We start from the raw sequence: 12,043 nt of genomic DNA, 5'->3' as shown, positions 1-12,043 counted from the left end.
TAATAATAAAGAATTAGATTTTATAGCTAGTATAAGTACAACTGAAAACTTTGAAGACAAATTTACGCGTTCTGGGAAATTAGGAAAACTTATAAAAGATCCTGAAAAATCCGTATCTGAAATTGAAAAAGAGGAGAAGGAAAAGAAACAAGAGTAGTCTTTGTGATTACTCTTGTTTTTTATTTAGGAAAACACTCTTAATTGTTGCTGTGGTATTTGTAATCGGAGGGGTATTTATTATTGGTAGTATTGTAAATAATGGTTATGAACCACCTTCAAATCCAAGTATGCGAAACGATCGTACCCCTTTGAATTGTGCTCATTATGGTGGCGAATGGGACACTGGCGGTCTTTTTGGAGAAGCTAAATGTGTTTATAATAAAACCAATGAATCGGATAATAGGTAGCATATAAAGGTCTTATCTTTTTTATAGGAAGATAAGGCTTTTTTATGCATAAAGAAAAGACACCCAAATAAGAGTGTCTTTTCCCATAGTTTTTAGCAGAAGCAAGAAGCTCCAACAATAATTAATAATATAAACAATACAACTAATAAAGCAAATCCTCCTGCAAAACCACAGCCGCCACCGCAACTACCACCAAAGCCCATAATAATTCCTCCTTTAAAGAGTAGGAGAAAAATAAGGAGTCACTCATGTATTTTAATGGATTCAAATTACTTTATGCTTTTATGGATTAAATGAGCATGGCTTTTTGAAAATAAAAAAAAGACGCCATAAAGCGCCTCCCATTTGGGTAAATAAGAAGTAAGGTTTCCATTTTAATTGAAAAAAATAGAACAGGTGCTTAGATTCTATCACGATTTATTGCTGAATGAACATGCATTATTACATATCACCATAAACACCTCTATTTTCCATTTGATAAAATCAATTACAAATATTTACAAAATTTAAATAAATATTTCTACAAATTCAAAATATTTACAAATAATACAAAAGTGATACATTTAAGTTGCAAGTTATAAAAAAGTATTAAGGGGGCATTTTTATGTTTAAGAAATTAGTAGTTGGAGCATTAGCAGCTGGTATCGCATTAACAGGGGGGATCGGGGGAGCTTCAGCAAGTACAGAAAATGGATCTAATACACCAAGTTCTGTAAAACAATTAGCAGAATGCTATAAAAAAGAAAACGGTAAGTATGTAAGAGAAGTGCGAAATTCCAAAAGAATTTTTGCTACTACTTTTACTGAACAAGCTTGTGGCGGGACAGTGTATTGGTATTTAAAAGAAATCAATGAAGATGGTGGGGGATATGTCGCTAAGTATGAGGGTTGGATTCAATAGTATGTTTATTTTAAAAGAAAGACACTCTTTTAGGTGTCTTTTTTTTAATACTTTCCATAAAGAAAAGACACCCTAAGGTGCCTTCCTCCGACTTGAACCACATTAATTTTAATAATATGTATTGGACTCCCATCCAAATGGTGTTTTACCGTACTTATCCATATTTTCGATCCAGTAAAAATGAACAACATAGTATCTTATTACTGCTTGTTCATAGCTTTTATCTGTTCTTCATAAACAAACTTGGCTGTCATGAAATCATTAGGAAAGTCTCTTAATGCATTTTTCATAATATTTAATTCTTCCTGTGATTTTATTTCAACTCCATATAAGAAATCGTAAGCTTTAGTTTGTTCACCGGCAACAAAGTTTTGAGTCATGTAATCATCTTTGAAGTCCTGCTTTGCTTTTTCTTTCACTTTATTTATAGCTTCAGTTTTATTGATATCCTTAACTGGATTTGCAAATGATCCTGTAGGTTGTTGTTGCTTAGGTTCTTCTTTCTTTTCCGGTTGAGAAGCAGGTTGTTGAGGTGCGGGTTTTACTTCTTCTTTTTTAGGTTGTTCTTGTGGTACTTGTTGTTCTTTCTTAGCTAATTCTTCTTTTAATTTTTTCACTTCAGCATCTAGAGTTTTATTTTTGGTTTCCAGTAGTGATATATCACCTTTTAATTTATCAATCTCTTTAGATTTATCTTCCGTTTCCTGATAATTGGTTTCGGATTTTAATTGTGAAGTGGCCTGTTCATTACTTGCATAATGTTCAAGAGCGTATGCCATTCCTATTATGATCAGTAAGATAAAAGATGCAGCTGATACGCCAAATGTAATCAAAGGTCGTAGAAATGGTCGTTTCTCTTTTACCAATTGTTTTTTTCTAACCAAGGCAATAACAAGAAAAATAATTGAGGCAATAAGAGTAATTATACAGAACCATGATAGTGTTCCAGCGATAGCGTCACCAACTACATCAAAAGTCCTATAAGGTTCAGTTGTTGCTTCATACATCTTATGGCTGTTATATAGACCTCTTATAAAAAGTAAAATTAATATACCTATACCACCAAAAATTAATTTTTTATTAGATATTTTCATTTGCAGTCCTCCCAAATATGTATTAATCTGCAAAATAAAAGCACTCTTTCGAGTGTCTAATTTCGACTTACTCCTAATTTTGATTCTACCTCAGTTAAGCTAGCTACAGCATTAATTAGTTTCTGATCAGAAAGCTTGACTGATTTTTGAGCTTCATTCATTCTGTCTTTCATTGGTGCTAAACCTTTTATTCCCTGATTTACAGCTCTTCCGGCATTACTTCTATAGTTAGTTGCTAGTCCAAACTCCACTCTGAATTTCTCAATCTTTTCTTTTAATACAGTATCAGTTAGCTTTGAGGAGCTTTTAAATTCTGTATTTTTCTTGGAAAGTGCATCATATCGATTTGCAACTGACTCCATTTTCTCTTTTAAAGCGTTCTTGTCAAGAGATTCAGGGTCCTTGCTTGCTTCTCCCCAAATAGGTCTCCAGTCCTGGTTCCAAATTTCATCATATTCCTTTATCATTTCATCAATAGTAGGCTTAACTTCATTTTCGTATGTAGCTTTATCTACATTTACAACTGGTTTTGGTTCTTCTTTTTTCTTAGCTTCATCTTGTTGTTTCTTCTGTTCTTCATTAGCTTTCTTTTCTTGCTCTTTCTTTTCTTTTTCTTGTTGTTTACGTTGTTTTTCGGCTTCTTTTTGCTCTTCTTTTTCTTTTTTCGCTTTCTCTTTTTCTTCAGCCTTCTGAACCTTCTCTTCAGCTTTAGAATCGTTAGAAGTACTTGCTGTTTCATTAGATGAACATGCAGCTAATCCCATGATTAAAGCACAACTTGAAAATGCGATTAATAGTTTGTTGTTCATAATATGTATCCCCCTAGGATCAAAAATGTAAGATTTCCTGGACTATCATAACAAACTATCAATCTGTATATTGTCATATTATGTCGAATGGTAATAAAAAAAGACACCCTAAGGTGCCTTGCTCCGACTTTAACCACTTTAATTTTAATAATATGTATTGGACGCCAATCTAAAGATTATTTTTCACTTCACCATGTTTGTCTTTCACACTTCTTCATGTGAGTGGAAAATCTAGAGCTGTAGAAATGTGTGTGTCCTATCAAGGAAAGAACTCGATATAAGACTTTGTTATTTTTTCGTTTCATTAAGTATTGATAAACCTTGACGATATTCTTCCGCTTCAGGAACCTTAGTAAAATTAATTGTCAAATCTTTATAAGTTTCAAGTAATTTTTCAACTTCATCAATTTTCACTTTGAAGAATTCTTTTCTATAATTCACTCGATTTACTCGCTGTTTGTCAAAATACTTATGCAGTTCACTCTCTAATTTATATGCATCGTAACTAAAAATAAGTGCATGAACATCAAATTTAAATGGAACAGAGGCACTGCTTAGCTCAGCAATTCTTTCTAATGGATCAAGTCTTCGAGTAACGCCAATTTTTACAATGTCTTTACCAAACGCACCGATGTTAGAAATGATATAAACATAACCGGCGCTTGCGTTTGCGGTTCGATAATCGAGTTCTTCTATATCTTTCTCAGCTTGAACAACCTTACCTTCAAGTTCTGAAATTTGGTTTGCAATTTCCATCTTTTCTTCGGCGGCTGCCCCTTTTAGTTTATCTTGAAGTTCAGAAATCATATTTTTGAAGTGAGTAATCTCTTTATCAATAATTTTTTTCTTGGATTGAATTTCCTTTTGTAATGCTTTTTCTTCGCGTTCACGCTCACGTTGTTCCCTTAGTGCATCTTTCTCCTCTTGTTTTTTTAGCTCGTATTCATAAGCTAAATGTAATTCGTCAAGTTTAAGATTTAGAAAATCGTAGTCGATACTAACTCGTACGGTGCTATACAATTTGTTTAATTGTTCAAATGACTTACGAATGCGATTTTCAATTCTATCAAAATTTGAATAGGTAATTTTATTGATAGCGGCCTCACATTCGTTATTAAAAGAACGCAAAATAGATTTAATATTATCGTTCGTCATTTTAGTACCTTTGGCTTTGTTTCCATCAACAGTCCAATCTTTAAAGTAATTAACAGCAGTTTTTGTTTTTATTTTTATTTTCTGCTCGTTCCTAATTTCATCAAGCTTTGTTTTAAAATGCAATGATGATGAAAAGGAATATCTAGGTTTGTAGAGTCCGAAGCTTTCCATGGAAAGCTCGTCTTCAATAGAGAGAGACTGTTCCAATAAACCAGCTATTTTTAATTCGAGGTTTTTTATTTCATGTTCTTTCGATGATACTTCCTCTTGTAGTGTTGCTAACGTTGATTTTTGTTCTTCAATATATTTCGAAAGCTCTAACGCGGTCATTTTGTCAACTTGATTGATATTTTGTTTTAGCACATTCAGTTCATCTTGCAATTTTTCTGCGTTTTGCCGATGCTCTTTCCCTTTTATATAATCCATTAATCCCATTTCGAAAAACTCCTTCATTAATAGTTATTAACATAATAATAACAAAATATAGGGATTAATAAAAAAAGAGAACTATTCATTCTAATTGGAATTAGAAAGGAGAAATATGGGTTTCGGATTTAATGGCTATGGGAACTAAATAAAAAAATGGCCCTTACTATTATGTAAGAACCCCATAATCGAAGAAAAAAAGTCGTGTGTGAAATCATGTGGGAGTCACAAAAATATTTTAACATCTATATATAGTCGTCTATACATTAGATTGAACAAAATAGTTATTTAAACGAAGGAGCCCTAGATTTAGGGATCTAGGGCTTCTTGTGTCGGTATAACTCACACAATTTTATGAAAAGAAAAGAACTTACTGAAGATAACATATAAATGTTTCGTAAATATATCAAAAAAGTGAACAAAATAGTTATTTTATGATGAATAAATAAAAGAACCCGTTTGTTATAAACGGATTCTTCCCACAAGGTTTGCAAGAAATTCAAGGTAACTAGACCGGAGCACTTATTGAATTTTTTGTAATAATACTGTATGCAAAGGAATCAATAAGGTTAATGAATTTTAAACAAAATCCTTATTGTAAAGAAAAAGAGATAGGATTCACAACCCCATCTCTTCCAACAGAGCTGAGTGCAATTTTGCTTCTTCACAATTTGGATTAGTACAGTAATGAATAAACGAATGTTCATCGTGTTGTATAAGAGGTTGATCACAAGATACACATGTATATGGTGAGAGCATTTTATATACCTCCTTACAAATTATGGGTTGATTTTAACACAGTTTTATTTGGTTGAGGAGTAAGACAAAAACGTTAATTTAATAAAAAAAGAGCCCTGCGATAATGGCTGCAGGGCTTCATAAGGCCGAGTTATGTCGTACTTACAAGGGATTTTAACATGAATGTTGTGGTAAACATACTGGTAAATATATCTAATTTATTTAGAGCTGTTATTTTAAACAAAAACGCTATTTTAATAAAAAAAGAGCTTGCAAGGAAACAAGCTCTAACGTAATTGAGATGTCTATATATTACCATTCATTTCATTATAATTCCATCCGTTGTGGTTGAGAAATAAAGTATAAGCAATTTAATAAAAATTTCATTTTGTGGAAATAAAAAACCCTAGTTTCCTAGGGTAATGGTATAACAGCCAAATATATTTTATTCTTTTATACCGTAACTTAATATTACGTTAAAAACATCAGGTAAGTGTAACCAATTGCAGAAAATAAAAGAGCAGCTAGCAAAAGCTAACTGCTCAGTTCTCCAAGGGGGAATAAGGAGAAAGACTAGGGACTTCATTAAATGGGTTTGGGCTATCGCCTATCTATATTATTGACGGAATATTAAGTTTTATTCACGGAGAACGATGTTTAACTTAATGCATAGCCAACAATTAAAGTTAGTGTTAAAAACACTGATAATAACAATGTTAGCAGAACTGTTACTATGCTTCTAAGCATTGCTATCCAATTACCTGCTTTAGAGAATCCTTTAATACCAGCAAAAAAAGTTCCTATTGAAAAAATGAGTACAAAAAATAAAGGGTGAAAATAAACGATGTTTATAAATGACGCATTCATTTCAGGCGTGCATACTTCAAGATATAAAAGAAAAAAAGCAATGCAAACGAATGAAAAAATAAAAGACCATAGATTTATATTATGCTTCATAGGTTACTCCTTTGTTATCAAAATATTTTTATTAAATTTTAATGGGAAATATAAGAAAAAGATAGTGGTTATAAATTGGAATGAATTTTTTAACAAAATACTCCTTTTAATAGAAAGTGAGGAATAAAGATGGGACTAGGAAATCGCGGAATGGCATTTGAAATGCTTATTAACAAGCGTCCGACTCCTGTAAAGGTACTAAAGAGTAAGAATGGTCGTGTATTAAATGGATTCTATGAAGCTATGAGTACAGTAGATTATGATGGCGTGTATAAGGGACGAGCTATTGCCTTTGAAGCGAAGTCTACAGAGAAAGATACACGCTTTGATTTAAAGAACATTGCACAGCATCAGTTGGATTACCTGGAGAAAGCGGAGAAGATGGGAGCGATATGCTTCTTCCTTATAGAATTCAGTAAGGATAAGTCAGTATTCGCAGTGCCACTATCAATCATTAAATCTTATGTAAGGATGTCTCATCAACCGAAGGCCAAGAAGTCTATACCAAGAGCAGACTTTGATATTTATGGGTAATTAGTAGAACAGACAGAACGAGAGCCGATTGATTACTTACAATACGTAGATGAAGCAGTAAATCCAGTTATGTTTGATGGAATGATTCAATTTGATCAGGACCATAAGAAAGTGGCAAATAACATTGAAGCAGCAAAAGAGAAGATGACCAACAAGAAACACAAATTATTAAAAGCTTAATGAATAACGGAATCATGCAGGGTGGATGGTGGGTGAGGATCGCTATGCATGTTTCCTTTATTCAACCAAGAGATAATAAAATTTCACGTACCTGATGTGAATGTAAAAAGACAAATTCATAAATAGGGGGATTCCTTCATTGAACAATTAGCTTTCTTACCAGTAATGGACAAAGAAATGGAAAAGAAGATGCAAAAGGAAGTTGTGAGCATTCTAAAAGAGTATCGCGCCTTAAAAGCACGTTTTGAGAATGAAATGGAGCAACAACAAGAGGGAATTAGTCTGTTTCCTGAGATAAGGAATACAAGACATGTCAGTAATATCAAATTCAAGCAAATTGATAAGGCTTTACAACACGTTTTAGATTATGATGAGGCAGAGATTATTAAGATGAAGTATTTGAATGGTGGGAAGTTAAAGGATAGTTTTATCTACACTGAATTATCAATGAAGAAAAATGCTATTCGATTAATCGCAACTTCATTGGGTAGGATTTGAAGATATAGAAAGATAGTGCATTATGTAATATTTGTATGTTAATATATTATAGTTATTTATTTTTAATATATTAATAGGGAGATTAAAGCATGTTTAAGAAAACGAAATTATTATTTGCTATATTTACTAGTATGATTATTTTACTTGTAGGCTGCGGGGGACCTGAAATACCTTATAAAAAAGGAGAGGTCTACAATTATAAAGATGGTGATGCTTTTGTTAACATCACAAAAGATAATGAATGGAAAGTTAAGGGTGGCCGTGGAATGAGATCAGAAGCTCTTTATAAGGTTGAACCTATGGATGAGTTTAATGCAGGCCCTTACTCTGTTATAAAAATGTCCTTGAAAGAAGTCATTAGTAAGAAAGATCCTTGGCTTATTAGACAAGACTATGAATACTATATTCTGTCACCGATGGAAGAAGGATTTGGAACGGTATATATAAGTTCTTCTTATCAAGATGATAAAGATTTGAAGAAATTTAGAAAGCAGTTTGAAAGTGCAGATGACAAAGAAGCGTTTATGAAACAAGAGATAGAGAAAGCGAAAAAGAAGTATAACTTAAATAAATTTAGAAAAACAAGTTAATATTCGATGGAGTTATTAGAGAAAAAGTACATGTAGAGCGGAGTCATTATATTGATTCTGCTCTTTTAATATTTAAAAACGTCGACAAATCGCCGATAAAAAAGGGGGAATTTTAGAAATGAAAATAACGATAAATTATATGTACAAGCCCTTTGACAACCGCATATCGAAGAGGATTAGTACACCTATAAGTGAAACGTTCTGATGCGAGAATGTCACGGTAACGTATACCGCATAGTAGGGCGGGCAAGGCGGTAAGAACCCGCGTTAAGACGAAAAGACCAATTAAAACAAATGAAGACATATTCCAGTGTGGCGGGTGTGAGATAACTCGCATTCATCATGCTGTTTCTAATTTGTATCTATCATCCATAATATAATCATTCACCTTTTTATGTTATGGAAATGGATATAAATATATCTATTTTCGTCCTGTATGTTGATTTCTAAGAATGAGGATGGTTTTCATGATTGAATGAAAATTATTCTGGTACTTAAAGATCGTCAAAACTTGATACTGCTGTATACGTATTCTGATGATAGTTCATATAGTAATTACTCATGATTCTTACTACATGGGCGTGTAGTCAGGGTGTAAAGAGACTAGTCACCTCTTTACTACAGCCAATATACATCCTATCGTGTTTAATCCCCTTTTCACAATACATCCCCTATATTGGTTGTAGTAAGGCAGTGGAAAAAGGCAATACCGTCTTGATGTGAATATAAAGATTGATTCCCTTTATATTCGACAATATTTATATCTCATCTGTCACGGGACGAAATATAACAAAAACGGTTTGCGAAGGCCTTGCGACAGCCAAAGTATTGACCGACTCTACGGAGTATAAACGAGAAGGTCTTTTCCTTCTCCAAGCAACCGAACACGATAACCAGGATAGCCACAGAGCTAAAAACTGTGCCACATTGTATGTATCGGTTGTTTTGAGAAGGTTGAGAGCACTCAGCCTCGATCTAAGAGAAACTTTTGCCGTTTGTTTTCTCTCTTTTCTCCCATCCCCTTGAAAGCGGTCACTTCGGTGATGGCTTTTATATTGTAGGATATTCTCCTTTTCTGTCGAATAGGTAGAGGAAAGGGTGGTGAAAAAATGGGGATGACATATGAAGAATTTAAGAATTATGCGTATGGACGAGATTTCGATGAATACGCTGAGTATCAAAGAATTATAAAAGATTTGGCTGAATTATATGAAGAAAAATTTGAACTCGTATTCTTCTATCCTAGAAACGTATGGAACAAAGAAAAAACAGAGTTAATATTCTTTTTGAATGATGGTTATTTAACTGTTGAAAAAGTAAAAGAGGATTATCAATATGAGCATGTTAAAGGCAAAGTATTGTCTAAGTCTCTTACTAAGAAACTGTATGAATATAATGAACATCAATTAAAGGTAAAGTTTGATAATGGGGAAGAGTTGTTCTTTAGTAGTACAAAAGATTCTAATAAGCATTGGGTATCAAAATATTCAAAGTCCATTATCGACTTATACAAAGCTATCTAAAAAAACATCCAAAACGGGTACTTTTTCTTTGTTATATAGAAATTACACATTAAACGTATTTAAAGAGCATTCTAGGTATAAAGATAATCGATAATCATAATGATACGGAAGGGTCTTTTCTAACGTGTTAGTTACCTCAAATTATATGTATTTTTCGGGCGCCTGGGCGAGGGTGCTTTTTTTATTGCACCTTTTGGTAAGGACAAGCATATATTAAAGTGTAGGACAAGTTCACTCGCTTGTATCTATCTTATTTCAATACTCATAAGAAACTCCTTATCACGTTAAGAGCATCTACTGGCGCAGGTGCTCTCTTTTTATTGAATAAAATGGACAGTTGGATTGAAGGATTCTATGTAAATAGGTAGAATGTAATTATTTGGTTTATATTTTGATCCAAGGGGTACAAATTCGATGCGACGTGAAAAGGATTTGTTGAAAAAATGGAAGGCGGATTTGCAAGCTGTTCAAGAAGAGAAGAGACTGAAGAAGAAGGCTAAGAAAAAGAATAAGAATAAGAAATATAGCATTCCGGGTAAGACAGCTGACTTCATGGATGGTAAGAATACTTATCGTAAAGAGAATGGGGTATGGAAACAAAGAAATAAATAATGTGAGGATAAATAAATTTGATTAAGTTTATAGCAATTATCGTAGGCGCTGCCGTGATCTGGGTGGCGTCTTGTTTGCTGTTAAGGAAAGATAAGACGTGAGATAGACTTGCAAATTGAAATATTATTAGTTTGAAACATAGACTAGTAAACAAACTATTTCTATCTTTTAATCATAGAATATGATGAATTCTATTTTAGAGGAGGGAATCATATCTATGGGATGGGATAATAATTTTGGACATTCTCGAGATTGTAATAGATTTTGGGATGATTTAGTATTTTGCGGTTGCGGCCGTAGACGAAGAAGAAACGATTTTAACGACTGTCATTGTAGACGTGATTGCGATTGTGATGAGTGTCGTCGTAGACGTAATCATGACCGCGATCGTGAGCATGAACATGGACATGGACATGGTGAGCATCGAGATTGGTAAAGCCTTTTGAAAGAGTGTGATGAAAAAACGCACTCTTTTTTGTTATGTTTTTAATTAGTACTTATTAACCCGAAGGACGCAGTTTCAATTGGATTTAACATTTTACAAAACAAGCGAACACAACGAACGAAAATAAATGTCCTACTTAACTGTCTAAAAGTTGATACTTTTAGATGATGCGGGGAAATGATGTGAAAAATTATTGAAATCATACCTTATATCTATCTAAGAGTTAGTCTGAAATAGAATATATAAAACAATGATAACTTTTAAATAGTATTAGGGAATGATTGATGAAATTAGTGTGATAAGCACGAGCTAGTATAAGAGAGCAAGATTTAGAATTGCAATTTGAAACGGTAGGAACATATATTTGCACACAAATATTCACTGGAAAATAGAACGGAGCGAAAAATCTTCTTAAGGAAACATAAGGTTGTTGAAATTTTTGTGCGAATTCATTAATATGGAATTATAGTTATTGTTTAATTGATTCCGTTTATTCCCACACCTTATTATGTTGTGGTTGAGTTGTAGAAGCAAGTTGCGTCTTGTTTCATTTATGAAAGGGCTTCTTTGAGCCGATTAGTGTATATATAGCTTATTTTGCTATGCACATTATTAATCGACTTGAAGGAGCCCTTTTTGTGTTGTTTTCAAGTTAGGAATCACTTGTAAAAAGGTATTTAAATTTAGGTATACAAATAAAAAACACTGTGAGAAAAAACACAAGATTTGTGTTTTTTTTGCTTTGGAAGGGGATCATTATAATGAAATACGAACATGCAATTACACTAGATAAACCATTACTATCATTAGACGAGATAATAAAAATCTTTCAGAGGAATGGAGTTACTCGACCAATTCGAGAGCGTGATTCTAGCATTAGCTATGATACAGAAGATTATATTGCAGATAAAATGACAGCCTTAAACATCAACTCTGATGAGTATTACAATACGATTTTTTTACCAATTTTAAACCATGATTGTGAAGAAGATTGTTATTTTCCATTTGAAAGGAATTACTGTTTAGAGGTGTATGGCTATCCATGTACGTTAGAAGATTCGTTTAAGGAATGGGGTCTTTATATTATTAATAAAATGGATTGTACATTAGAAACAGTAAAGTAATTAATTGTTGTGAAGTAGAAAAATAATAAATATATAACCAGGGGGAAATT

General features: G+C 32.8%; 13 protein-coding genes and 3 pseudogenes. 10 read left to right on the top strand and 6 right to left on the bottom strand.

Features of this window, described 5'->3' with window-relative positions:
• Both MR107_RS21065 and MR107_RS21060 read left to right on the top strand, forming a co-directional pair.
• On the top strand, window positions 1–157 hold a 157-nt coding region (locus tag MR107_RS21065; RefSeq protein ID WP_242292670.1), incomplete at its 5' end, for a DUF1433 domain-containing protein.
• A gap of 31 nt (window positions 158–188) precedes the next feature.
• Window positions 189–407, top strand: a pseudogene (locus tag MR107_RS21060) (hypothetical protein); the annotation flags it as partial.
• A gap of 92 nt (window positions 408–499) precedes the next feature.
• Here MR107_RS21060 and MR107_RS21055 read toward each other — a convergent pair.
• The gene (locus MR107_RS21055) at window positions 500–610 is read right to left on the bottom strand and encodes a YjcZ family sporulation protein (RefSeq protein WP_000505681.1); all 111 of its coding nucleotides are present in this window, start codon (window positions 608–610) and stop codon (window positions 500–502) included.
• Window positions 611–1,011: 401 nt separating this feature from the next.
• On the opposite strand from MR107_RS21055, the gene MR107_RS21050 reads away from it, so the two are divergent.
• Window positions 1,012–1,308, top strand: a complete 297-nt coding sequence (locus tag MR107_RS21050; RefSeq protein WP_242292668.1) for a hypothetical protein — start codon at window positions 1,012–1,014, stop codon at window positions 1,306–1,308.
• Between the two features lie 200 nt (window positions 1,309–1,508).
• Here MR107_RS21050 and MR107_RS21045 read toward each other — a convergent pair whose 3' ends face one another.
• From MR107_RS21045 to MR107_RS21025, 5 genes are all read right to left on the bottom strand, one after another.
• Window positions 1,509–2,087, bottom strand: coding sequence for a hypothetical protein (locus tag MR107_RS21045; protein WP_242292669.1), 579 nt, complete (start codon window positions 2,085–2,087; stop codon window positions 1,509–1,511).
• A 371-nt stretch (window positions 2,088–2,458) separates the two neighbouring features.
• Window positions 2,459–3,211, bottom strand: coding sequence for a ribonuclease (locus MR107_RS21040; RefSeq protein WP_242292667.1), 753 nt, complete (start codon window positions 3,209–3,211; stop codon window positions 2,459–2,461).
• 288 nt (window positions 3,212–3,499) lie between these two features.
• Window positions 3,500–4,801, bottom strand: a complete 1,302-nt coding sequence (locus tag MR107_RS21035; protein ID WP_242292666.1) for an SNIPE associated domain-containing protein — start codon at window positions 4,799–4,801, stop codon at window positions 3,500–3,502.
• A 609-nt stretch (window positions 4,802–5,410) separates the two neighbouring features.
• Window positions 5,411–5,551: a hypothetical protein gene (locus tag MR107_RS21030; RefSeq protein WP_000951033.1), complete on the bottom strand. Its 141-nt coding sequence runs from the start codon at window positions 5,549–5,551 to the stop codon at window positions 5,411–5,413.
• A gap of 636 nt (window positions 5,552–6,187) precedes the next feature.
• Window positions 6,188–6,487, bottom strand: coding sequence for a hypothetical protein (locus tag MR107_RS21025; protein WP_088020183.1), 300 nt, complete (start codon window positions 6,485–6,487; stop codon window positions 6,188–6,190).
• A 129-nt stretch (window positions 6,488–6,616) separates the two neighbouring features.
• Here MR107_RS21025 and MR107_RS21020 point away from each other — a divergent pair.
• The 7 genes and pseudogenes from MR107_RS21020 to MR107_RS20990 form a co-directional block, all read left to right on the top strand.
• A pseudogene (locus MR107_RS21020) lies at window positions 6,617–7,201 on the top strand (Holliday junction resolvase RecU).
• Window positions 7,202–7,378: 177 nt separating this feature from the next.
• Entirely contained in the window at window positions 7,379–7,699 is a 321-nt protein-coding gene (locus MR107_RS21015; RefSeq protein ID WP_242292665.1) for an ArpU family transcriptional regulator, read from the top strand.
• Window positions 7,700–7,788: 89 nt separating this feature from the next.
• Window positions 7,789–8,289: a DUF5512 family protein gene (locus MR107_RS21010; RefSeq protein WP_242292664.1), complete on the top strand. Its 501-nt coding sequence runs from the start codon at window positions 7,789–7,791 to the stop codon at window positions 8,287–8,289.
• Between the two features lie 1,109 nt (window positions 8,290–9,398).
• The gene (locus MR107_RS21005) at window positions 9,399–9,812 is read left to right on the top strand and encodes a hypothetical protein (RefSeq protein WP_242292663.1); all 414 of its coding nucleotides are present in this window, start codon (window positions 9,399–9,401) and stop codon (window positions 9,810–9,812) included.
• A 414-nt stretch (window positions 9,813–10,226) separates the two neighbouring features.
• Window positions 10,227–10,424, top strand: a complete 198-nt coding sequence (locus MR107_RS21000) for a hypothetical protein (protein WP_242292662.1) — start codon at window positions 10,227–10,229, stop codon at window positions 10,422–10,424.
• 217 nt (window positions 10,425–10,641) lie between these two features.
• Window positions 10,642–10,860, top strand: a complete 219-nt coding sequence (locus MR107_RS20995; RefSeq protein WP_098876409.1) for a hypothetical protein — start codon at window positions 10,642–10,644, stop codon at window positions 10,858–10,860.
• Window positions 10,861–11,630: 770 nt separating this feature from the next.
• Window positions 11,631–11,987 (top strand): annotated as a pseudogene (locus tag MR107_RS20990) (hypothetical protein); the annotation flags it as partial.
• Between the last annotated feature and the right edge of the window lie 56 nt (window positions 11,988–12,043).

Origin of the sequence: Bacillus cereus group sp. BfR-BA-01441 (assembly GCF_022663075.1) — a bacterium.
Classification (GTDB): Bacteria; Bacillota; Bacilli; order Bacillales; family Bacillaceae_G; genus Bacillus_A; species Bacillus_A cereus.
The sequence above is the reverse complement of the archived record's forward strand: the minus strand, read 5'-3'. Positions and strand labels throughout refer to the sequence as shown.